Annotated in this window: 18 protein-coding genes and 1 other RNA gene; 13 read left to right on the top strand and 6 right to left on the bottom strand. The window is 33.3% G+C overall.

Going from position 1 to position 24,723, the window contains the following annotated elements:
• Window positions 1–6 precede the first annotated feature (6 nt).
• The 6 genes from FLAK523_RS13025 (at window position 7) to FLAK523_RS13000 (ending at window position 9,811) form a co-directional block, all read left to right on the top strand.
• Window positions 7–324: a DUF6660 family protein gene (locus tag FLAK523_RS13025; protein ID WP_248904160.1), complete on the top strand. Its 318-nt coding sequence runs from the start codon at window positions 7–9 to the stop codon at window positions 322–324.
• 110 nt (window positions 325–434) lie between these two features.
• Window positions 435–4,781: a CusA/CzcA family heavy metal efflux RND transporter gene (locus FLAK523_RS13020; RefSeq protein ID WP_248904158.1), complete on the top strand. Its 4,347-nt coding sequence runs from the start codon at window positions 435–437 to the stop codon at window positions 4,779–4,781.
• An 11-nt stretch (window positions 4,782–4,792) separates the two neighbouring features.
• The gene (locus tag FLAK523_RS13015; RefSeq protein ID WP_248904156.1) at window positions 4,793–6,037 is read left to right on the top strand and encodes an efflux RND transporter periplasmic adaptor subunit; all 1,245 of its coding nucleotides are present in this window, start codon (window positions 4,793–4,795) and stop codon (window positions 6,035–6,037) included.
• A gap of 85 nt (window positions 6,038–6,122) precedes the next feature.
• Window positions 6,123–8,120, top strand: a complete 1,998-nt coding sequence (locus tag FLAK523_RS13010; RefSeq protein WP_248904154.1) for a heavy metal translocating P-type ATPase — start codon at window positions 6,123–6,125, stop codon at window positions 8,118–8,120.
• Between the two features lie 75 nt (window positions 8,121–8,195).
• Window positions 8,196–9,344 carry an N-acetyl-alpha-D-glucosaminyl L-malate synthase BshA gene (gene bshA, locus FLAK523_RS13005; RefSeq protein ID WP_248904152.1) on the top strand — a complete coding sequence of 383 codons (1,149 nt, stop codon included), beginning with the start codon at window positions 8,196–8,198 and terminating at the stop codon, window positions 9,342–9,344.
• Between the two features lie 38 nt (window positions 9,345–9,382).
• Window positions 9,383–9,811 (top strand): protease complex subunit PrcB family protein, encoded by a 429-nt coding sequence (locus FLAK523_RS13000; protein WP_248904150.1) that lies wholly within the window; start codon window positions 9,383–9,385, stop codon window positions 9,809–9,811.
• A gap of 48 nt (window positions 9,812–9,859) precedes the next feature.
• Here FLAK523_RS13000 and FLAK523_RS12995 read toward each other — a convergent pair whose 3' ends face one another.
• Window positions 9,860–10,372 (bottom strand): hypothetical protein, encoded by a 513-nt coding sequence (locus tag FLAK523_RS12995; RefSeq protein ID WP_248904147.1) that lies wholly within the window; start codon window positions 10,370–10,372, stop codon window positions 9,860–9,862.
• A 546-nt stretch (window positions 10,373–10,918) separates the two neighbouring features.
• Between FLAK523_RS12995 and aroC the strand changes: the two genes are divergently transcribed.
• The 4 genes from aroC to FLAK523_RS12975 all read left to right on the top strand — a co-directional run bounded on the left by aroC (window position 10,919) and on the right by FLAK523_RS12975 (window position 17,124).
• Entirely contained in the window at window positions 10,919–11,983 is a 1,065-nt protein-coding gene (aroC, locus tag FLAK523_RS12990; RefSeq protein ID WP_248904145.1) for a chorismate synthase, read from the top strand.
• Between the two features lie 23 nt (window positions 11,984–12,006).
• Entirely contained in the window at window positions 12,007–13,293 is a 1,287-nt protein-coding gene (locus tag FLAK523_RS12985; protein ID WP_248904143.1) for a dicarboxylate/amino acid:cation symporter, read from the top strand.
• A 154-nt stretch (window positions 13,294–13,447) separates the two neighbouring features.
• Window positions 13,448–14,728, top strand: coding sequence for a dicarboxylate/amino acid:cation symporter (locus tag FLAK523_RS12980; RefSeq protein WP_248904141.1), 1,281 nt, complete (start codon window positions 13,448–13,450; stop codon window positions 14,726–14,728).
• A 188-nt stretch (window positions 14,729–14,916) separates the two neighbouring features.
• Complete coding sequence (locus FLAK523_RS12975; protein WP_248904139.1) at window positions 14,917–17,124, top strand: response regulator; 2,208 nt, start codon at window positions 14,917–14,919, stop codon at window positions 17,122–17,124.
• Window positions 17,125–17,184: 60 nt separating this feature from the next.
• Here FLAK523_RS12975 and FLAK523_RS12970 read toward each other — a convergent pair whose 3' ends face one another.
• The 3 genes from FLAK523_RS12970 to FLAK523_RS12960 all read right to left on the bottom strand — a co-directional run bounded on the left by FLAK523_RS12970 (window position 17,185) and on the right by FLAK523_RS12960 (window position 20,249).
• A complete protein-coding gene (locus FLAK523_RS12970) occupies window positions 17,185–17,637 on the bottom strand; it encodes an Hsp20/alpha crystallin family protein (RefSeq protein ID WP_248904136.1) in 453 nt (150 codons plus the stop codon).
• Between the two features lie 192 nt (window positions 17,638–17,829).
• Window positions 17,830–19,089, bottom strand: coding sequence for a DEAD/DEAH box helicase (locus FLAK523_RS12965; RefSeq protein WP_248904135.1), 1,260 nt, complete (start codon window positions 19,087–19,089; stop codon window positions 17,830–17,832).
• A gap of 122 nt (window positions 19,090–19,211) precedes the next feature.
• Window positions 19,212–20,249 carry a formimidoylglutamase gene (locus FLAK523_RS12960; RefSeq protein ID WP_248904134.1) on the bottom strand — a complete coding sequence of 346 codons (1,038 nt, stop codon included), beginning with the start codon at window positions 20,247–20,249 and terminating at the stop codon, window positions 19,212–19,214.
• 111 nt (window positions 20,250–20,360) lie between these two features.
• Between FLAK523_RS12960 and FLAK523_RS12955 the strand changes: the two genes are divergently transcribed.
• Complete coding sequence (locus FLAK523_RS12955; RefSeq protein ID WP_248904133.1) at window positions 20,361–21,245, top strand: hypothetical protein; 885 nt, start codon at window positions 20,361–20,363, stop codon at window positions 21,243–21,245.
• 51 nt (window positions 21,246–21,296) lie between these two features.
• On the opposite strand, the gene hutI is transcribed toward FLAK523_RS12955, so the two are convergent.
• On the bottom strand, window positions 21,297–22,535 hold the full coding sequence (gene hutI, locus FLAK523_RS12950) for an imidazolonepropionase (protein ID WP_248904132.1): 1,239 nt from the start codon (window positions 22,533–22,535) through the stop codon (window positions 21,297–21,299).
• Window positions 22,536–22,545: 10 nt separating this feature from the next.
• The gene (locus FLAK523_RS12945; RefSeq protein ID WP_248904131.1) at window positions 22,546–23,619 is read right to left on the bottom strand and encodes a glutaminyl-peptide cyclotransferase; all 1,074 of its coding nucleotides are present in this window, start codon (window positions 23,617–23,619) and stop codon (window positions 22,546–22,548) included.
• Between the two features lie 87 nt (window positions 23,620–23,706).
• Between FLAK523_RS12945 and ffs the strand changes: the two genes are divergently transcribed.
• Together ffs and FLAK523_RS12935 are read left to right on the top strand one after the other, a co-directional pair.
• Window positions 23,707–23,804, top strand: an RNA gene (gene ffs / locus FLAK523_RS12940) — signal recognition particle sRNA small type.
• A 113-nt stretch (window positions 23,805–23,917) separates the two neighbouring features.
• Complete coding sequence (locus FLAK523_RS12935; protein ID WP_248904130.1) at window positions 23,918–24,721, top strand: SDR family oxidoreductase; 804 nt, start codon at window positions 23,918–23,920, stop codon at window positions 24,719–24,721.
• Window positions 24,722–24,723: the final 2 nt, after the last annotated feature.

Genomic DNA, 24,723 nt, shown 5'->3' with positions numbered 1-24,723 from the left:
AGAATAATGAATTTTATATTGTCCTTCTACTTAATAGTCGTTTCCTGTTTGCCTTGTGCAGATATGGAAGTGTATAGTACAGCTCATACTTCTCAAGAAACGGCATCAAATGAATCGTCACATTCACACGATAAAGAAAAAGATTTATGTCCCCCTTTTTGTGCCTGTAATTGTTGTGGCGCACAAACTTTAGCATTTCTTCCTGAAATTGTTTTTGATCTCCCTTTAGTTTCAACAGTTATTAAAACTAAAGAGCTTTATTATAAATCGATTTGTACTTCCAATTTCTACGGGAGTATCTGGCAACCCCCTCAAATAGTATAATATAACCCGTCTGGATTTATTCAGTAATCGGGTAATAGTGTTGTGGATTTTCCACAAAAATTGATGTAGGCAATGTTTTGCCTCTAAACGCCATTATTATACTCAAAAAAATGTTAGATAAAATTATACAATTCAGTATAAAGAATAAATTCATTATACTTTTATTTACCCTTGTGCTAATTGCCTGGGGAAGCTATTCGCTCAAGAATTTACCTCTTGATGCACTACCTGATGTAACTAATAATCAGGTTCAAATATTAACTACAGCACCTACATTAGCAGCTCAAGAAGTGGAGCAACTTATTACTTTTCCACTTGAACAATCCGTAAAGACGATACCTAAGGTAATCGAGCTTCGTAGTATTTCCCGTTTTGGATTATCAGTAGTTACTGTAGTATTTGAAGACGAGGTTGATATTTACTGGGCTAGGGAACAGGTTTTTCAACGTTTAAAGCAAGCCGAAGAAAACATTCCAAAATATGCCGGTTCACCTGAATTAGCTCCTATTACTACCGGTTTAGGAGAAATATATCAATACGATGTTTATGCCAAAAAAGGGTATGAAGACAAATACAACGCAACCGAATTACGTACCATTCAAGACTGGATTATTATTCCGCAACTTCAAGGGATAAAAGGTTTAGCTGAAGTAAGTACTTGGGGTGGAAGTTTGAAACAATATGAGATTTCCGTTAACCCAAATCAGTTGAATAGTACTGGAGTTACCATTACTGAAATTTTTGACGCTTTAGAAAACAACAATCAAAATACGGGTGGAGCCTATATTGAAAAAGAACAATATTCTTATTTTATTCGTGGCGTGGGAATGGCTACAGGAATCAAAGACTTAGAAAATATTGTTGTCAAAAATAGAAACGGAATCCCAATTCTGATTCGGAATGTTGCCACAGTTCAAGAAGGAACAGCTATGCGTTATGGAGCAACTACAAAAGATGGTAAAGGCGAAATCGTAGGTGGTTTAGCCCTTATGCTCAAGGGTGAAAATTCAAGCGCTGTAGTAAAGAGAATTAAAGAAAGAATGATACAAATCAATAAAAGCCTGCCTGAAGGAGTTGTGGCGGAAGCTTTTATTGATAGAGGGAAGTTAGTTGATAGTGTAATAGGAACCGTCTCTAAAAACCTTTTGGAAGGAGCATTAATAGTGATATTTGTTCTGATTTTATTCTTAGGGAATTTAAGAGCAGGGCTTATAGTTGCTTCGGTTATTCCATTAGCGATGCTTTTTGCAGTGATTCTGATGAATTATTTTGACATAAGCGGAAACTTAATGAGCCTTGGCGCGATTGATTTTGGAATTATAGTCGACGGCGCTGTGATTATTGTCGAAGCCACGATGCATCATTTGTATCGAAAGAAAATCAATGCCGATGTATCAGCTAATGTTGCTGTATCTAATTCATATTCTCAGGAAGAAATGGATATGGAAGTATATAACTCCGCTTCTAAAATAAGAACAAGTGCTGCCTTTGGAGAAATTATTATCCTGATAGTGTATTTGCCCATCCTTGCGTTAATAGGTACCGAAGGAAAAATGTTTAGACCTATGGCTATGACTGTTGGTTTTGCAGTTATTGGTGCTTTTATATTGTCATTGACTTACGTTCCTATGATGAGTGCTATGTTTTTATCTAAAGAAAAAGTGCAAAAAGAAAATTTTAGTGATCGAATGATGGCTTGGTTCGAAAGTATCTATGCTCCGTTTTTAGTAAAAGTATTGCAATTAAAAAAACTTGTTTTAGGTGTAGCATTAGGTTTGTTCTTAGTTGCCTTATTTGTATTTCAAAATATGGGTGGCGAATTTATCCCAACAATCGAAGAAGGGGATTTAGCCATAAATGCTTCCATTATGACGGGAAGCTCGCTTTCGCAAATGGTAAAAACAACAACCGAATATGAAAAATTACTAAAAGCAAAATTTCCGGAAATTAATACGATTGTGACTAAAATAGGAAGTGGAGAAATTCCAACGGATCCAATGCCTATCGAAAGTGGAGATTTGATTATTGTTTTAAAAGACAAAAGCGAATGGACATCAGCAGATAATTGGGAGGATTTAGCTAATTTAATGAAAGAAGAAATGGAGCGAATTCCAGGAGCAACCATTGAGATTTCTCAGCCTATTCAAATGCGTTTTAATGAGTTAATGACTGGAAGCCGTTCGGATATTGCCATAAAGATTTTTGGTGAGGATTTAACGGTTTTGGATAATAAAGCAAATGAATTAATTTCCAAGATCAATAAAATTGAAGGGATTGGTGATTTAAAAGCCGATAAAGTTACTGGTTTGCCTCAGATTACCATTAAATTCGATTATGATAAAATTGCTTTATACGGAGTGAATATAGCCGACATAAACAAGATTATACGTTCCTCATTTGCAGGAGAAACAGCAGGTAAAATCTATGAAGGAAGTAAACGTTTTGATGTAGCTGTTCGAATGAACAAAGACAATCGAACGGATATTAATGACGTTACTAATCTTTTTATACCATTACCAAACGGACAACAAGTGCCACTTTCTCAAGTAGCATCTATAAGCTACGAACAAGGACCTGTTCAGGTGACTAGGGAAGATGGTAAGCGAAGAATCACTGTTGGTTTAAACGTGAGAGGTCGTGATGTGAAAAGTGTGGTAGAAGAAATCCAAAAGAAACTGGAAACTAATTTCAAACTTCCAGCGGGTTATTATATTACTTACGGAGGTCAGTTTGAAAATTTAGTAGAAGCTAACAAGCGACTTTCGGTTGCCTTACCTATTGCTTTGAGTTTAATTTTAGTATTGTTGTATTTTACTTTTAATAGTGTGAAACAAGCCTTTTTGATTTTTACTGCTATTCCGTTATCAGCCATTGGAGGTGTATTTGCATTGTCATTGCGCGGAATGCCTTTTAGCATATCGGCAGGAATTGGGTTTATTGCTTTGTTTGGAATCGCGGTTCTTAACGGAATAGTTTTGATTACTTATTTCAACCAACTCAAAAAAGAAGGGATTTTAGACCCTCTTGAGCGTGTTTTAATTGGAACAAGAACAAGATTACGTCCCGTTTTAATGACTGCAGCAGTGGCTTCATTAGGTTTCTTACCAATGGCTTTGTCTACAAGTGGTGGCGCCGAAGTACAAAAACCATTAGCAACAGTTGTCATTGGTGGATTATTATCGGCCACTTTGTTGACATTGATTGTGTTACCCATTTTGTATTTATTATTTGAAAACGGAATTAAAATGAAAAAGAATGTTTCAAAATCTATTGCAATGCTATTTTTATTAATGTTTAGTACTTTCTCGTTTGCTCAAAATAGCCAAACCATTACTTTGGAAAATGCAATCACATTGGCTAAATTGAATAACATTGGTTTGAAAATTTCGAATAAAGAAATAGAAAAACAAACTATCCTCAAGGAAACCGCTTTTCAACCAGATCCATTGCAAATTCAATACCAAGGCGGGCAGTTTAATAGTGTGGAGTATGACCACAATATTTCGGTGCAGCAATATTTTCCAATTGGTAGAATCACTAAAACCAACAGGCAATTGCAGGAGGAATTGGTGAAACTTGCTGAAAAGCGCAAAGCAATGTCTGAATATGAAGTCGAAAAAGCGGTTACTATGGCTTACTATCAATATCTTTTTGGTATTTCGATACAAAAACTGAATAGTGAACTGGATGGCATTTATACTCAGTTTTTAAAAAATGCCGAGTTACGTTTTAAAACGGGTGAAAGCGGGAATATTGAAGTTCTTAGTGCTAAAGCTAAAGTGAAAGAAATTGAAATGATCAAAGAGCAATTAGTATTAGATTTAGCTATTTATCAAAAACAGTTTCAGTATTTTGTACAAACGGAAGCGTTAATAATACCTGATTTAACAACTGATTTTCAATATTCGAATGTTGGCCATAATGAAACAAATAACGCTGTAAATTTAGTTTCAGATTATTACCAACAACAGGTTTCGGTTGCTCAAAAAGAAGCGGATACTTATAAGGCACTACGAATGCCTAAATTAGGTTTGGGTTATTTTGCCCAAAGTATCGATACTCAGTTTTATTTTCAAGGATTTACTGCAGGATTGCAAATTCCGTTGTTTGGGGGAGTTAATTCGGCGAAAGCCAAAGCTGCCGAAGTTGGGATTTCGCAATCGCAATTAGCATTAGAAAAAAGTAAATTGTCCCTAAAATTACAAATAGAGGAACTGAAAAATGAATTCGAAAAACAACAAAAGGGAGTGAATTATTATCAAAAAGAAGGATTGCAATATTCGGAACAAATTATAGTGACAGCGCAAAAAAGCTACGCAAATGGAGATATGAGTTATTGGACGTATATCAGTTTTTTAAATCAAGCCATTGATATCAAAAAACAATATGCTGAGGCTTTAAATAATTTCAATCAAAGTGCAATTCAACTGCAATTCCCATCTATTTTAAACAACTAATATTTCTTAAAATGAAAAATATAATAGTAAATAATAACTCGAATAGTATTCGATTAAAAGTATATTTCCCGCTTCTTGTTTCTTGTTTTTTACTTTTGGCATCTTGCCAAGATAAAAAAGTAGAGGAAGAAGATCACGATGAAGAAAAATCAAAAACAGAAGTAGCTTTAACGGAGAATCAGTATAAAACAGTAGGAATCGAAACTGGATTTGTAGAAGAAAGAAATCTAAATACGGTAATAAAAGCCAATGGATATACTACTGTTCCTCCTCAAAATATGGCTAATATCTCTACGTTGATTAGCGGTGTTGTAAAGGATATTTTTGTTTTGGAAGGTACTTTTGTTAATAAAGGGAAAGTATTGGCTACGCTTCAAAATCTGGATGTTGTGGAAATGCAGGAGGATTATAAGTCGGCTATGGCCAATATTGAATACTTGCAATTAGAATATAACCGTCAGAAAACTTTAAGCGATGAAAATGTGAACCCACGCAAAGTTTTTCAGGAAGTAAAATCGAAATTAGCTGTTGAAAGAGCCAGAGCTCAGGCTGCCAAAACTAAATTACAAGCTTTACACGTAAACCCTAATGGAGGGAGTTCTTTAGTACCAATTGTTGCTCCAATTTCAGGATATGTTGGGAAAATAAACATTTCAAAAGGCGCTTATGCCGAAACGGGGATTCCTCTTTTTGAGGTGGTTGACAATACCCAAATGCATTTAGATTTGAATGTGTATGAAAAAGATTTGGGAACCATAGCAATAGGTCAGGAAGTCGATTTTGTATTGACAAATCAATCTAACAAAACCATTAAAGGAAAGATTTTTGGTATTAACAAGTCGTTTTCCAACGAAAGTAAAACTGTTGCTGTACACGCAAAAATCAATCAGTCAGATACTAAAGATTTGATTTCAGGAATGTATGTTTCGGCTAATATTAATATCAATAATGCCACAGTTCCGGCTTTGCCAAAAGACGCAATTGTTAAAGATGGAGATAAGTATTATGTTTTTGTCAAAGAAAAAGGACATCAGGAAACAGACAAACATAGTGAAAAGAAGGAGGACGCTTCTACTACGGAGGAAGGGCATCACGAAATTCATTTCAAAGTGATTGAAGTTGTCCCAGGAACTACTGATATGGGCTATACTGAAGTAAAATTTGTTTCAATAATTCCTGAAAAAGCTGAAATTGTCACTAAAGGAGCTTTTTATTTATTATCCACAATGAAAGGTGGAGGAGAACACGAACATTAATGTTTTTATGTAATTTTAAAAGAGTTTACGGTGTTATCATAATTAAACTCTTTTAAATTTATTGGAAGAATAAATAAAGGTGAATATGAAATTTTTAGATAAAAATAAACATAGTTCTTGCTGTTCCATAGAAGAGGAAGTAAAGCCAAATGAGGTTTTAATTCATTCTGAAAAATTGAAAAGTGAACATAATAACCATAACGGGCACAGTCACAATACTGGTGATCAAAGTGTTTTTCAACTTTTTTTACCTGCGGCAATAAGTTTCATTTTATTAGGAGTTGCATTGATTTTTGATAATTTTTGGAATCAAAATTGGTTTACAGAATGGATTAGAACGACTTGGTATATAGTTGCCTATATTCCAGTAGGGTTTCCGGTTTTGAAAGAAGCATTTGAAAGCGCACGTAAGGGAGATTTGTTTTCGGAGTTTTTATTGATGAGCATCGCTACAATAGGGGCATTTGCCATTGGTGAATATCCTGAGGGCGTTGCCGTAATGGTATTTTATGCCATTGGTGAAATATTTCAGAGTTTGGCTGTACAAAGGGCTAAAACCAATATTAAAAATTTACTGGATCAACGCCCAGATGAAGTTACCATTTTGGTTAATAATGATGCCAAATTGATAAAAGCTGTTGATGCGAAAATTGGTGATATTATCCAATTAAAATCAGGGGAAAAACTTGGGCTGGACGGTGTGTTGTTATCAGATTCGGCTACGTTTAATACGGCAGCACTTACGGGTGAAAGTACCCCGGATACTAAAATGAAAGATGCTGTTGTATTGGCGGGGATGATAAACATTAATACCGTTTCTCTTGTGAGAATAACAACTGTGTATAATGACAGTAAGCTTTCTAAAATTTTAGAAATGGTTCAGGATGCCACCGCCAAAAAAGCCCCTACGGAATTATTTATTCGAAAATTTGCAAAAATATATACTCCGATTGTGGTGTTTTTGGCAATTGGAATTTGTTTAATCCCAATGCTATTTGTCGAAAACTACATTTTTAACGATTGGTTGTACCGAGCCTTAATTTTCTTAGTTATTTCCTGTCCTTGTGCCTTGGTTATCTCGATTCCATTGGGTTATTTTGGCGGAATTGGGGCGGCAAGTAAAAACGGAATTCTATTCAAAGGCGCTACTTTTCTCGATACAATGGCCGCTGTTCAGATTGTCGTTATGGACAAAACAGGAACATTGACCAAAGGTGTTTTTAAAGTACAGAAAGTGGTTGCGGTAGGGATTCCTGAAGTGGATTTAGTAAAATATACTGCAGCAATTGAAACCAAATCGACTCATCCTGTAGGTACTGCCATTGTAGAATATGCAAATGGTTCGGAGAAAACGGTTACTGTTACTGATGTTGAGGAATTTGTAGGTCTCGGCATTAAAGGAAAAGTGGACGGGAACGAAATATTAGCTGGAAGTGTTAAACTGATGAAAAAATTCAACATCGGTTACGATGCCGAAATAGATGCTTCACCATTTACCATTATTATTGTTGCTATCAATCAAAAATACGTGGGCTACTTTTTGATTGCCGATGAAATAAAAGAAGATGCTAAAGAAGCAATACAAAGTTTACATCAATTGAATATCCAAACCATATTGCTTTCTGGCGATAAACAAGCGGTGGTTACTGCCGTAGCGAAGGAGCTGAATATAGACCAGGCTTTTGGAGATTTATTACCTGAAGATAAGGTTCGAAAATTAGTTGCTCTCAAAAAGAAAAATTTAATTGCTTTTGTGGGTGATGGCGTAAATGACGCTCCAGTAATCGCACTTGCCGATGCCGGAATTGCAATGGGCGGTTTAGGAAGTGATGCCGCGATAGAAACTGCCGATATTGTTATTCAAAATGACCAGCCAACCAAGATTTTTACCGCGATAAACATTGGTAAACAAACAAAGAAAATAGTATGGCAAAACATAACAATGGCTTTTGGGGTAAAAGCCGCTGTACTAATTCTTGGTGCAGGAGGATTGGCAACTATGTGGGAAGCTGTTTTTGCTGATGTAGGTGTAGCACTTTTAGCTATTTTAAATGCAGTGCGTATCCAGAAGATGAAATTTTGATTTTTTAAATATAAATAGGGAATCCTCCCATAAATAAATTCATTTTCCTTAAATTCGTTTCGTTAAAACAAATAGATGAAAATTGCAATAGTATGTTATCCTACCTTTGGAGGTAGTGGAGTTGTCGCTACAGAATTAGGGCTTGAACTAGCGCGTCAGGGCCATGAAATACATTTTATAACTTATAGTCAGCCAGTGCGTTTAGCTTTGCTGAACCCCAATGTGCATTACCACGAAGTAAATGTTCCTGAATATCCTTTGTTTCATTATCAGCCCTATGAATTGGCTTTATCAAGCAAATTGGTGGATATGGTTAAACTCTATAAAATAGAAATATTACACGTTCATTACGCCATTCCGCATGCCTATGCGGGCTATATGGCCAAACAAATGCTAAAGGATGAAGGTATTCGTATTCCAATGGTAACCACACTTCACGGTACGGATATTACATTGGTAGGGAATCATCCTTTTTATAAGCCTGCGGTGAGTTTTAGTATCAACAAATCAGATGTAGTGACTTCGGTTTCCCAAAGTTTAAAAGACGATACGTATAAGCTATTCAATATTAAAAAGGACATTCATGTAATTCCGAATTTCATTGAATTAAATAAAAATATCCAAGACCCCAATATTCCTTGCCATCGTTCAGTAATGGCCAAAGGAGAGGAACGTATTATCACACATATCAGTAACTTTAGAAAAGTAAAAAGAATTCCGGATATTATTAAAATCTTCTATAAGATTCAGCAAAAAATACCGGCTAAGTTAATGATGGTAGGGGATGGACCTGAAAAAGAAAAGGCTGAAATTTTGTGCCAAGAGTTGGGCATACAAGAAAAAGTAATCTTTTTTGGGAACAGTAATGAGATTGATAAGATTTTAAGTTACACTGATTTATTTCTACTTCCATCTGAAACGGAAAGTTTCGGTCTTGCCGCTTTGGAGGCAATGGCTTGGGGAGTCCCTGTGATTTCGAGTAATTCGGGAGGATTGCCTGAAGTGAATTTTGATGGTGTTTCAGGCTATTTGAGTGATGTGGGGAATGTAGATGAAATGGCTGAAAACGCTATAAAAATACTTAGTGATGAGATTGTTCTTTGTGAATTCAAAAAGAATGCACTCTCGGTCGCTGAAAAATTTGACATCAAAAATATTTTACCTCTTTATGTAGATTTATATAAAAAAGCAATAAAAAAATACTCGGAAGAGTCATTGTTATAAAAGACGATTTTCAGGGATAAACCAAAATATAAATTCGAATGAAAAAAACTGCTGTATCATTACTTGTTATGTTTTTATTTTCCTGTGGAGTTGCAAAAATAAAAGCGCCAGAACAAAAGGATTTGTATGAAGTCTTGACGCAACAAGAATATGGTGGTGCCAGTACTCGTTTTTTCGAAATACTTACTGAACCGGATGAAATTAGGATGTTGCAAGGAGATTCTGAATTAAAAAATAAAATTAATACTGAAGATATTCATAATGCAAATTTTATTGTTTTGAATATGGGAGAAAAAAACACTGGAGGCTATTCAATAGGTGTGGAGAGTGTTGTAGAAACAGATAAAAATCTGATCATTACAGTAAAAGAAACTAATCCAAAACCAGATTCTCGAGTTACAATGGCATTAACCAATCCGTATTGTGTGGTTAAATTAAATTCAAAAAAAGAAATTATCATTAAATAAAAGAACGCCACTATTTCTAGTGGCGTTCTTTGTAATATATGTTTGATACTAGAATTGGAATCTAAGTGCTAATGCAATATCAGAACCGTAATTGTTTTTGTAGTACCCATTATTTCCACCAATTTCTGGTCTAAAATCTAATGAAATTAACAAAGGAATAGGAAAATTGTATTCAATACCTATGTCTCCAGCAGCAAATGCATACATTCCATTATCATAGACTCTTCCGTCATAATAATCTCTACCATAGCTACCTACACCACCACCTACACCAGCGTACCAGTTGAAACCACCATCGATGTTCCATACCCATTGGTATAGACCAGTTAATTTAATAGCATTGTCATCATAACCATTTTTGTTATAATCGTTTCTGTTTCTCCAACCTAAGTCTAATTCTAAACGATTATTGCTAGACAAAGCTCTTTGATAAGAAAGTTCTCCTCCAAACCCACCATTGTCTCCAAAACGAAGTCCTAATGCGTTTTTAGATATGTCTTGTGCCTGTGTACTAAATGCTAATCCAATTAACATAATAGCAGATAAAATAATTTTTTTCATAAATAAATATTTGTTATTGCAAATTTACAATAAAAGGTTAACGAAAGTATTGTAGAATAATTGTTAATTGTTTCATAATTCACATATTGTTTTTTATAGATTTTTACTTACAGTATTTGTTTTCAGTAGTTTAGGTATTGTATTGGTTTCATTTATTTTTGAAATTATCTATTTATTCATTTGAATGCGCACTAGATCTTCCATTTCGAATAGCTTATTCTCCCCATTCGTATTAGGGTTTTTATTATTGAATAATTACCAAGGCCTTTTATTATATTCTAAAACGGTTAAATTTTCTACCCTGGTCACCAGAATTCAAATAAAGTGTAGTAGCTGTTTTTGTTTTCTTACTTTACAATTGATTTAGATTTAAAATTTCTCAAATTTATGCTTTGACTTATCATTTAAACTTTAATAAAAAGGTATCAATTCGTATTAATATATTAATAAAATGCAATCCTATTTTGTTATAAATTAGTTAAACAAACCTAATTTTAAGTTTTTTAATTAATTCATAAAACATATATTTGTTCCAAACTAAATACAATGGCGGGAAATAGCTTTGGGACACTATATAAAATCACCACTTTTGGGGAATCCCATGGAGAAGCTTTAGGTGGGATTATAGATGGATGTCCTTCAGGAATAGAAATAGATTTAGAGGCAATTCAGTTTGAAATGTCAAGAAGAAAACCAGGGCAGTCAGCAATTGTTACCCAAAGAAAGGAGCCGGATGATGTTCAATTTTTGTCTGGAATATTTGAGGGTAAAACAACTGGAACTCCTATCGGGTTTATAATCCCAAATACCAATCAGAAATCAGATGATTATTCTCATATAAAAGATAATTACAGGCCTAGCCATGCTGATTATGTATATGAGAAAAAGTATGGAGTACGTGATTACCGTGGAGGTGGCCGCAGTTCAGCACGTGAAACGGCTAGTAGAGTTGTAGCTGGTGCTATTGCTAAACAAATGCTTGCTGACATAAAAATCAATGCATACGTTTCTTCTGTAGGGCCTATTTTTCTTGAAAAGTCCTATCAAGAATTGGATTTTTCCAAAACCGAAAATAATCCAGTACGTTGCCCTGATGAAGAATCGGCAATTATTATGGAAGAGTATATTCGTGAAATTCGAAAAAATGGAGATACGGTAGGAGGAACAGTGAGTTGCGTAATTCAAAACGTTCCTATTGGTTTAGGAGAACCTGTTTTTGACAAACTTCATGCCGAGCTTGGAAAAGCGATGCTTTCCATTAATGCTGTTAAGGGATTTGAATATGGAAGTGGCTTTAGTGGTGCCAAAATGAAGGGTAGCGAGCATAATGATTTATACAATCCTGACGGTACAACACAAACGAATCTTTCCGGAGGAATTCAAGGCGGAATTAGTAATGGAATGGATATTTATTTCAATGTAGCTTTTAAACCAGTTGCTACTATTATGCAAAAACAAGAATCCCTTGACAATAAAGGAAATATTACTGAAATGATTGGCAAAGGGAGACACGATCCTTGCGTGGTACCTCGCGCAGTACCTATTGTAGAAGCTATGGCAGCAATTGTTCTAGCTGACTTTTTTCTTATAAACAAAACCTATAGTAAATAATAAAATTAACCATTACCCTTAAAATGAATACACATACAGAAGAAGTTCAAAAAAAATCGATTTTCGCTAATCTGACGACTCAAATACTTATAGCAATGCTATTAGGAGGGATTTTAGGGATTATTATTCATAATACAGTTTCAATAGAAATTGCTCAATCTTTTAGTAGTAAAGTAAAAATACTGGCTACTGTTTTTATTAGATTAGTTCAAATGATTATTGCTCCTTTAGTATTTACCACTCTTATTGTTGGTATTGCTAAATTAGGAGATGTAAGTGCTGTTGGTAGAATTGGAGGAAAAGCTTTAGGTTGGTTTTTCACAGCCTCTTTAATTTCCTTGTTAATAGGAATGTTCTTCGTTAATTTTCTAGAGCCAGGAGTTGGTCTTAACTTATCAAATATTGATATGGGCACGGCATCTGAAGTTACAGCAAAAACACAAAGTATTTCTTTTGAAAATTTTATTGAGCATATTGTTCCAAAAAGTATATTTGAAGCAATGGCTACTAATGAGATTTTACAAATCGTTGTTTTTTCAATTTTCTTTGGATTAGCAGCTGCCTCAATTGGGGATTATGTTAAGCCTGTTATTACAGCTTTAGATAAAAGTTCACATATCATTTTGAAAATGGTAAACTATGTAATGAAGTTTGCTCCTATAGGTGTATTTGGAGCTATTGCAGGGGTTTTTGCAGTAAGAGACTTTCAGGAACTGGCGTTTACTTATTTCAAGTTTTTTGGTTCTTTTTTAATTGGAATTTCAACTCTTTGGGTTCTTTTAATTTTAGTAGGGTATATGTTCTTGAAAAGTAGAATGACCGTATTGCTAAAAAGAATAGTTAGTCCATTGATTATTGCTTTTGGAACTACAAGTAGTGAAGCCGTTTTTCCAAAATTGACTGAAGAATTAGAACGTTTTGGAGTAAAAGACAAGATTGTTTCTTTTATGTTGCCTTTAGGTTATTCTTTTAATCTTGACGGTAGTATGATGTATATGACTTTTGCCAGTATTTTTATTGCTCAAGCCTATGGAATTGATTTAGATCTAGGGACTCAAATGACAATGTTATTAGTGTTGATGCTTACCAGTAAAGGTATAGCAGGAGTACCTAGAGCTAGTTTAGTTGTTGTTGCGGCTACTTGTGGTATGTTTGATATTCCAATTGAAGGAATAGCTCTTATTTTGCCAATAGACCATTTCTGTGATATGTTCAGATCAGCGACTAATGTATTAGGAAATGCATTAGCTACATCGGTAGTTGGACAATGGGAAGAAGGAAAAGAACATGAAATAGCTTCTTTAGACTAAAAATAATAAACTCCTCACTTACGAGGAGTTTTTTTTTGGTACTTTAGATTATTATAACTTAAATTAAAAGTTTAATAATATCAATAGCTGAATATTAAAGGATATTAGATTTTGATATGAGAAATCTACATTCCACTAAAAAAATAAAACAGATATGAAAAAACTTGCTTTACATTGGAAAATTCTAATCGGAATGATTTTAGGATTGCTTTTTGGATTATTAATGAAAAATTTAGAGCAAAAAGGGATTGTTGTCGATTGGATAAAACCTTTTGGAACAATTTTCATAAACCTGCTTAAAATGATTGCTGTTCCATTAATAGTGGTTTCCTTAATAGTTGGATTAGCAGATTTAAAAGATATTTCTAAACTTTCTAAACTAGGTGGAAGAACTGTCCTGTTTTATTTGTGTTCAACCATAGTAGCGGTTAGCATTGGTTTAGGCTTGGCAAATCTAATTAAACCAGGAAGTTACATTAATCAAGAATCCAGACAAAGTTTGCTTGAGAATTTTTCTGTAGATGCGTCTAAAAAAATAGAATTGGCTGAAAAGGCCAAAAGTAGTGGACCACTTCAGCCTTTAATTGATATAGTTCCAAATAATTTTTTCAAAGCGCTGAGTGATAATGGTAGTATGCTACAGGTTATCCTTTTTGTCATTCTTATTGGGATTGGGCTTATTTTAATCGAAGAAAAAAAAGCAAAACCTGTTGTGGATTTTTTTAAAGGATTAAATGATGTCATTATGAAAATTATTGATATCGTTATGCTTTTTTCCCCCATTGGTGTATTCGCGTTGATGGCATCGTTGATGGTGGAGATTCCTGATTTTTCAACATTGGGAGCTCTTGGTATTTATGGATTAACTGTGCTACTGGGGTTGTTTATGATGGCTTTTATTTTTTATCCAACTTTATTAATGATTTTTGCAAAAGTAAATCCTATAAAATTTTTCAAAGCTATTGCTCCAGCGCAATTGCTTGCATTTTCTACGAGTTCAAGTGCGGCTACACTTCCCGTGACAATGGAATGTGTGACGGAGCATATTGGAGTTGATGAAGAAGTTTCCAGTTTTGTATTGCCACTTGGTGCAACAGTAAACATGGATGGGACAAGTTTATATCAAGCGGTTGCAGCCATTTTTATTGCACAAGCAATGCTTCCTTATCCTTTAGATCTTAATACGCAATTGATGATAGTTGTAACCGCAACATTAGCTTCGATAGGTTCAGCTGCCGTTCCTAGTGCTGGAATGGTGATGCTTGTTATTGTTCTTGGTCAGGCAGGAATTCCAGAAGCTGGATTAGCGCTCATTTTTGCGATTGATAGACCTTTAGATATGTGTAGAACAGTCGTGAACGTCACAAGTGATGCTACGATAGCCACTATTGTGGCTAAATCAGTAGGGAAATTAAACCCTCCAAAAGAATTTTAATTTCATAAATTTTATGATTGTATAATATATTAGCGTTTTAACTTTAAAACTGTAATTTAACATAAAACGGAATCTTCTTAAATTATGGTAAGTAAATTCCTAGGTGCTGTTTTTAATTTAATTGATTCTTAATTGATTGATATACTTTATAAGTGTATATTTGGCAATTAACTTATATTTAGAATCAAGTGAGAATCTTTTTATTTCTATTTCTTTCGTTTAATCTTCTTAGTGACATTCCTGTTACTAAAAACAACTTACCTACAAAAAAAGAAATTAGAAAATTAGCAGATCAAGCCTCAATATATTTGCATAAGTCTAATTATGAAAAATCATTTGCCTCTTCTAGACTTGCATTAAAATACGCAATAGCGATTAAGGATGACTATCTAATTGCTAAATGTTATAATACAATTGGATCTAATTATGAGCAATTCTCAGAATTTGATAAAGCAATTGTTTATTATGAGAAAGGATTGGATTTTGCAACTAAATCAAAAAACGATACAGTTAAAACTTATATTTCTAATAATTTAGGTAATATCTATTTTTTTGAGAAGAAGCAATATGAAAAGGGAATTAAGTATTATAATAAATCGTTAGAATTTTTTGAAAAAAACAAAGATACGAGTCGTATAGTTTTTACTAAGCTGAATATTACTTGGGCTTATTTTGATATTGGAAAATTTGAACAAGGGAAGCCTTATTTAGATTATATAAATAAACACCAAAATAAATATAACGAAAGTAAAGCGCTGGTAATATTAAATATGCTTAACGGTATGTATTATGGATATATTGGTAAAAATGAGAAGGCAAATTCTTCTTTTATGAATGCCATTAAGATAGGTAGGGAAACTAATGAAAAAGTTGATTTGTCCTATTCACATCAAGAATATTCAAAGTATTTATTGAAGAAGAGGAATTTTGAAAAGGCTTATCAAAATTTAGATCAATATAATAAAATAACGAAAGAACTTAATGACTCTGAACAGCTAAAACGCGCTTACGCTGTAGGGGCTAATTTAGAGATTGATGAGTATAAAAGAAAAATCAGTAAAATAAAAGCTGAAAAACAATTACAATTTTTAAGTTTAAAGAAATCTAAATTTATAGTTTTATTGTTTATTTTTTTACTTTTTATTACATTGCTGATACTTTATATTTTATATAAAAGTTATATTTTTAAAAAGAAAACGAATACAATTCTTACTCTTGCTAATGAAGAATTAATTATTGCTAAAGAAAAAGCTGAAGAAGTTTCTCATTTAAAAACTCAATTTGTTTCTACTATTACTCATGAATTGCGCACACCATTATACGGGATTGTTGGTCTTACAAATTTGCTGCTAGATGAGCATAAAGAATTAGTTAATAGTCCTTATTTAAATTCTTTAAAATTTTCTGCTAAATATTTATTGTCACTCATTAATGATGTACTGCAAATTAATAAAATTGAGGATAATAGAATAGTTCTGGAACATTTGTCATTTAATATGGCGGATGAGATTAACTCAATCCAAAATTCCTTGTCATTTATGGCGATAAATCATAATAATACAATCAATGTGATTATTGACCCGAATATACCTGAATTTATTATTGGTGATAAATTAAGATTGTCACAAGTAATGATTAATTTAATTAGTAACGCATTGAAATTCACTAAAGATGGAGAAGTAAATATAAGCGTTAAGTTAATCGAAATTGTAAATAGTTCATATTATATAGAGTTCGAAATCAGAGATAATGGTATTGGTATTGCCGAAAAAGATCAGGAAAAAATATTTGATAATTTTGTTCAAGTTGATAGAAAAGAGATGGATTATCAAGGGACAGGTTTAGGTTTGTCAATTGTAAAAAGATTGCTAGATTTATTTGGAAGTACTATTTCATTAGAAAGTAAAATAGGGGAGGGAACAACTTTTAAATTTGTAATTTCTTTCGAATTAGATACTGTTGAATCATTAAAGATACTTAATCTAATAGAAGTAGAAATGCCTGCTAGTAAGGTTGTTAATGTTTTAGTAGTTGAAGACAATCTTATAAATCAAATTGTAACAAGAAAAATTATAGAAAAACATAGTTTCACCTGCTCAATAGTAAATTCAGGAATTGATGCATTAGAAATAGTAGAGAAAGAAAAGTTTGATATTATATTAATGGATATTAATATGCCAATAATGAATGGTTTTGAAACTACTAAAAAATTACGTCAAAAAGGGATTAATATACCAGTTATTGCCTTAACAGCTTTCGATAAAGAAGAAATAGTTGAAGAGGCTTTGTCTGCAGGTATTAATGATATAATTGTAAAACCATTTGAACCGGTAAAATTATTTCAGCTTATGAACACTTTGATGCTACAAAATAGAAATAAAATATTATCAAATTAATAATACAAAAAAATGCCCTTTTAAAACTTAAAAGGCATTTTTTTAGTTTCAAAAGCAATTTTATTTAATAGGGATTGTTTTTGATACAGGTTTTGGACTTCCTTCTTTTTTTGCAATTTCAATGTGAAGTATCCCGTCTTTGTAGTTTGCATTTATTTTATTTTCATCAACATAGTCAGGTAGGCTAAAGGATCTGCAAAAAGATTGGTAATTAAATTCTTTTCTGTAATAATTGTCTTTTTTTCTTTTTTCCTCTTTCTCTTCTTCTTTTTCTGACGAAATGAAAAGCATATTATTGTTAATCTCAACTTTAAAATCTTCTTTTCTTAATCCCGGAGCCGCTAGTTCAACTTCTATTTTTTTATCCGTTTCTTTTAAATTTACGGATGGAAGACTACTTCCAAGGGATGAAAAATTTTTATCACTCCAATCGAACAAATCTCTTGAAACTAAATCATCAAATATTGTGTTAGCAACAGGGCCTAAACCGCTTCTTTTTACTAGTGAATCCATAATCTTATATATTAAGTTAATAATTAGTAAGTAATACGTATGAAAATTGTTTCGTAAATATAAAAAAAGCAGAATTCGTTTTATATTAAAAATTTTATAATTAACTGTTATTTAGTATTTTGTAAAAAAAAAACACTTTTTTCAAAATGAAAAAAGTGTTTTGTGATTTGTTTTTAAGAATGTAGCTCTAGTTTAATACCAGCGTTTTTTATTTTGTTTTGAAGCGTCAGATTTTCTCGATTTATGAGCCCCTCCACTTCTGTTTGAATTCTTTGGTTTGGTTGATCCTCCGGGAGCAGTTTCCGGGTTTCCAGAATGCCATGGATAGGGATGGTCAGATATGGTTTTTACATCAACTTTAATTAGCTTTTGAATGTCTTTCCAGTAACCATGTTCGTCTTTACTGCAAAAAGAAATAGCAACACCTCCATTACCGGCACGTCCAGTTCTTCCTATTCGATGTACGTATGTTTCAGGAATGTTAGGCAAGTCAAAATTAATAACAAATGGCAATTGGTCAATGTCAATTCCACGAGCAGCTATGTCAGTTGCTACAAGTACTCCAACTTCTTTATTTTTAAATGCATCAAGAACGCGTTGTCTTGCATTTTGAGATTTATCACCATGAATGGCTTCAGCTGCAATATTGTTTTTTCGCAATGCTTTTACCACATTATCAGCACCGTGTTTGGTTCTTGAAAAAACCAAGACATCTGACAAGTTTTCATTCTTGATTAAATTGTATAAAAGGTTACGTTTTTCTGTTTTTTCGACAAAATAAACGCGTTGTTCTACATTCTCTGCTGTTGATGAAACTGGTGAAACCGTTACTGTTTCGGGCTTTGTTAAAAACATCTCTGCAAGTTCCCTAATTGCAATTGGCATTGTTGCTGAGAAAAATAGAGTTTGTCTGTTTTTAGGAGTAAGTTTTACTATTTTTTTCACGTCATTAACAAAACCCATATCAAGCATTTGATCTGCTTCATCAAGAACTAAAGTATGTAAATGATCTAAATCCACAAAACCTTGTTTGTGTAAATCGAGTAACCTTCCTGGAGTTGCAATTAAAATGTCAATCCCGTTTTTTAAAGCATCAACCTGAGGGTTTTGAGAAACACCTCCAAAAATTGTATGTTGAGTCAGGTTAGTGTATTTTGCATAGGTATCAAAACTCTGACCTATTTGAACTGCTAATTCTCTAGTGGGTGTAACTACTAAAGCACGAATTTGTTTTGCTTTTTTTGAAGAACCTACTATTCGGTGCAATTGATGTATGATAGGTATAGCAAAGGCTGCGGTTTTTCCTGTTCCTGTTTGTGCACAACCAATCAAGTCTTTTCCAGCTAATACTAGTGGAATAGATTGTTCTTGTATGGGAGTGGGTGTGGTATAGCCTACTTCATATACGGCTCTTTGTATACTTTTTGAAAGTGATAAATCTTCGAATAACATATTTTAAATATTAAATATCCTGTATTAGGTACATAGATAGTTTGGCAAAGATAGTGTTAATATTTTTGTTTGTTATTTATATGATTTTTATCGAATGTGAAGCAGACTATATATATGTTAATTTATATGATGTTTGAGTTAGATTTTATGAAATCAGTAACCAGATAACCTATCAGTTTGCCTATTAAATGATTGTTTTTTTCTTCATCTAAATCTGGAGCACCTTCACATATATGTATATAAGCAGCATTCTTGTTGTTACCAAAAAATGAAATAAATTGTCTTACTTCTTCAATTGAAAAACCACTTAAAGTCATAGCGCTGCTTGCAATATTAGGAAGAGCATCTAGGTCTATTTCAATTCCGTAGGGATCAGTACTTACAAACTCAAATGCATTGATCATCTCCTGGTGAAAATCTTTTTCTTTTCTAATTTTTATACTATCGTATGTATTATAGCGAACTCTATCTTCGGTTTTTTTTATAATATCCAAAACGCTTTTTGATGTGTAGTTTTCATGTAATCCAAAAACGAAATATTTTTTCAAAAAACCTTCTTGATAAGCATACGAAAAGCCATTGCCGCTATGTCTTCCTTCTAATATTCTAAAATCGGAATGGGCATCAAAATTTATTGCGTTAACTGGTTTTCCTTTTGCTAAAGCTGCACCTTTGATGTTTCCGTATGAATTATTGTGGCCTCCACCTATGATTATTGGTGTTTTACCAGCTTCGACTATACTAAAAATGATATGAGAGACTTCTTTGTCAATCTTGGCTACTAATTGACTTAATTTTGAGCGATCATCACTATTGTTGAAATTTAAATGTTCTACTTCTTTCATTTCTTCAGCAACATCCAGTTGTCCTAGCACTAAGAGTTGGCTACCTTTACAAAATCGATTGTGCTGAATATTAGCGATGTTTTTTATTGCACTTTCCCATGCTGACGCTGCGCCGGGCCTTCCAAAATTAGCTCGTACTCCTATATCTTCGGGTATGCCAAATAGAACATATTTTGTATCAGAGGATTTTAAAAATGAAATTATATCTGTATCCTTTGGTATCGTTACCATTTTTTCTCCAAACTTTATCTCCCCACTTCTATGGTTTGTGATTTTTGCAAGGTCATTCTTAGTAAAAGGGATAAGTTTCTCCATAAAAGCGGCTTTTTTTTTCAAATTTAACATAAAAGTGTTAACTTAGACAATTACTTGAATTTATATTATTAAATTTGGGAATTAAATATAAAAAACAATAATTTTAAAAAAATGGAAAACCAACAAAGTAGTTCAAGTCTAAAAGCAATTATTGCAGTTTTGGCAGTTTTATTAGTAGGGAGTTTGGTATACGTGTTTAAATTAACTTCTGATGTTGATACAGTTCAAACTGAATTGACTACTAAATCGACCGAAAAAGAATCGGTAATGAAAGATTTACAGGAATTAAAAGCTACATATGATGCTGCAATTGCTGAAAACACTTCAATGTCTGATGAGTTAATTCAAGAGAGAGATAAAGTTGTTAATTTAATTAAGGACTTAGAAAAATCTAAAGGGGATGTAGCTTCATTAGCTAAATACAGAACACAATATGTTGCTATGCAAAATAATATGAAAGTATTATTAGCAGAAAACGAAGGATTGAAAATGCAAAATACAACTTTGACTACACAACGTGATAGTACTAGAGTTGTTTTAGGAGAATCAAAAAAATACAATGAGGCATTAGTTGGTCAAAATGAAGAGTTGTCAAAAACTGTAGAAAAAGGTTCAAAATTAACTGTTTTGAATATGAAAACTATGGCTTATAAATTGAGAAGCTCTGGTAAACAAATTGAAACTGACAAAGCCAGTAGAGCAGATATGCTTAAAGTTAGTTTTACAATTGCTGAAAACAGTATCGCTAAATCAGGAGATAAAAACTATTACATTCAAGTAATTGATAGTAAAAGTAATGTTTTAGGTGATAAAAAAACAGAGAACTTCGGTGATAACACTTTAACTTATAGTTTTGTTTCTAAAGTAAAATATGAAAACAAAACAGTACAAGTTTCAGAAGACTTACCAGGTAAGAACTTTGAGAAAGGAACTTATTTTGTAAATGTATTTGACAAAAACGAATTGGTTTCTAAAACTAGTTTTACTTTAAAATAGTATTTTAAGAAAAGTATAAAAAAAAGAGGAGCGTGAAGCTCCTCTTTTTTTTTATATGAATATTTCACCGTCTATAAATACAGAATCGATTAGATTACTACCAAAAGAATAAGGCAATTGATAATAGGAAGGAATAGGTTTAGTAATGATAAAATTAGCTTTCTTTCCTTTTGTAATGCTTCCATGAGTATTTGAAATTCCCATTGCATAGGCTCCGTTTATTGTTGCAGCATTGATGGCCTCTTCAGGTGTCATTTTCATTTTTATGCAGGCAGTAGCAACCACGAAGTTCATATTTCCTGATGGAGTAGAACCAGGATTGAAATCAGTAGCCAAAGCTAAAGGAAGTCCTGCTGCAATCATTTCTCTAGCCGGTGTATAAGGAATGCTTAAGAAGTAGGAGCAAGATGGCAACGCCACTGGCATAGTGTCTGTGTTTTTTAAAGCCTCAATGTCTTCTGGTCTCATTACTTCAAGGTGATCTACAGACAGTGCATTGTATTTTATTCCTGCCTGAACTCCACCTATGGAATTGAATTGGTTCACATGGATTTTTGGTATTAAACCATATTTTTTTCCAGCTTCCATTATTTGTTCTGTTTCGGCAACACTAAAATAACCCGTTTCGCAAAACGCATCAATATAATCAGCTAGTTTGTTTTTAGCAATTTCAGGAAGAATTTCATTAATTAAAAGATCGATATATACTTTTCGGTTTTCTTTATATTCTAAAGGGAAGGCGTGAGCACCCAGGAAAGTTGCTTTAATGGTTATTGGGTAATTATTAGCAAGTTGTTTTATAACGCGGAGCATTTTTAGTTCCCCCTCAAATGTAAGCCCGTAACCTGATTTTATTTCGACGGCACCAGTTCCTAATCGCATAACTTCTTCCAGTCTGGCTTTGGATTGATTGTATATTTCTTCCTCAGAAGACTCATTTAGTCTTTTAGCCGAATTTAGTATACCGCCACCTCGGTTAGCTATTTCTTCATAAGAAAGGCCGTTTATTCTATCTACAAATTCCTGTTCCCTATTACCCGCATAAACGATATGGGTATGACTGTCGCACCAGCTAGGCAATACTATTTTCCCAACAGCATCTATAACTTTATCTGCTTTGTATTCTGGTAAATTATCCATTGTACCAAAATCAGAAATCAAATCATTTTCTAAAAGTAAATAGGCATTTTTGATTGTAGGAAGAACAGCCATTTCGGCTCCTGAAACTTTAGATATAGAAGCGTCTCTAACTTGGAGTAATTCCTTGATGTTTATAAGTAGTGTTGTCATTGAATTTTATTTATTCTGAAATTTTTATTTCAAATAGTTTGTCCCAGTTTTTCCCTGTTACAAAAATGGTTTTAGTCTTAGGGTTGTATGCGATTCCGTTTAATACATCAGTGTCCTCCAGTTTAGTAATCTTGTCCTTTAAATCTGCAAGATTAATAATTCCTTCAACTGCACCACTTTTAGGATTGATAATGGCAATAGCGTCTTTTTGATATACATTGCCATAAATTTTACCGTCAATCCATTCTAATTCATTTACCCCTTTTATTTTTGTTTCATAGGAGTAAACGTTGATGAGTCCAACAGGTTTGAATGTTTGTGGGTCTAATATATGTATGGATTCTGAACTGTCTGTCATATATAAGTTAGTACCGTCATTAGTTAATCCCCAGCCTTCCATTGTTTGGTAATAAGGCAATGTTTTTTCTTTTTTAAAGGTATCCGCATTATAAACGTATCCTTCATTGTTTTGCCAAGTAAGTTGGTACACTTTATTGTTTAGAATAGTAATTCCTTCTCCAAAAAACTGTTCGGATAGTTCTGTTTTTTTAAATACTTTACCGGTTTTATAATCTATTTTTCTTAAGCTAGAAACGCCTCTTTTTCCCGATGGCCCGCTTCCGTTACCTGTTCCTTCATATAGAGTGTCTCTGTAAAACTCTAAACCTTGGGTGTAAGCTTCAATATCGTGAGGATACGTATTGACAATGGTGTATTTCAATAATTTGGGTTGCACGTTTGAAACCAATTCGGTTCTAGTTGTGGCTTCTGAGTTTTCTCCATCAAAATAAACAAGAGCTTTAAGGTTTTGGTACCCTAATTTTTGATCTTTTAGTTCGAATGAAAATTTATCGAGACCTTTAGTGACTCCAACTTTAATATCGTTTACATAATAGATAGTGCTATCAATAGATTTAGAATTAGGGTTCATAATTTCTAAAGAAAGTGCTTCCTCAGGCTTATATAGTTCTTTAATTTTAGTGTTATCAAAGGTAAATATGGAATTTTCACCTTTTTTTGTATCACCACAATTAGAAATTGAAATTCCTAATAAAATGATAGATAGTAAGTTATAATTTTTCATGGCTATAATTTTGAATACCCGAATATACAATCTTATTTTAAGAGCGCAAAGTGCTTGCAAAAATATAAAAAGATTGTATATTTGCACCGGCAAGTCCTACACGACCAGCTCCTGCAGACTCCCCCAGGATGGGAACATAGCAAGGGTACGTGGTTGAGCGGTGCGATGTAGGTCGCTTGCCATTTTTTATAAATCTGAACTCACATCAGATTTTTTTTTTAAATTCTTACAAAAGTAGTCTTCCTTCGGGAGGATTTTTTTATTTTTGGACCTTTCATATATCAAATAGCCATACACCATGAATAAAGTCGTTTTAATTACAGGAGGTTCCTCAGGAATAGGAAAATCTATTGGGGAGTTTTTACATCAAAAAGGTTTTGTTGTTTATGGTACAAGTCGGAATCCAGAACGGGTATTGAACTCTGTTTTTCCTCTAGTGGCTTTAGATGTTCGGGATGCAGTGTCAATTCAGGCGGCTGTCGCCAAAATAGTTGCGATTTCAGGTAGATTAGATATTGTAATTAATAATGCAGGAGTAGGTATTACAGGACCCTTGGAAGAAATCCCGACTCAGGAAATAAAAAATAATTTTGAAACCAACTTCTTCGGGCCAATAGAAGTGATGAAAGCAGTATTGCCGCAAATGCGGGAGCAAAAATCGGGTTTAATAATCAATGTTACTTCTATTGCGGGTTATATGGGATTGCCATATCGAAGTGTTTATTCGGCTTCTAAGGGAGCTTTAGAATTGATAACGGAAGCATTGCGAATGGAAGTGAAGTCCTTTGGGATTCACATTACTAATGTGGCTCCGGGTGATTTTGCCACAAACATAGCTTCGGGACGTTTTCACGCGCCTGTAATTGCTGGTTCGGCTTATGAAAAAGTATATGGGGATACATTGAAAACAATGGATGAACATGTGGATAGCGGAAGTAATCCAAATGAAATGGCTGAAGCGGTTTATCGTATTATCCAATCTCCTACTCCAAAAATTCATTATAAAGTAGGTGCTTTTATGCAAAAGTTTTCAATCGTGTTAAAACGCATTCTTCCGGATAAAGTGTACGAAAAAATGTTGATGAACCATTATAAATTATAATT

This window comes from Flavobacterium sp. K5-23, from assembly GCF_023278045.1.
In the GTDB taxonomy this organism is placed as follows: domain Bacteria; phylum Bacteroidota; class Bacteroidia; order Flavobacteriales; family Flavobacteriaceae; genus Flavobacterium.
Note: the sequence above shows the minus strand (reverse complement) of the source record. Positions and strands in the feature narration are given on the sequence as shown.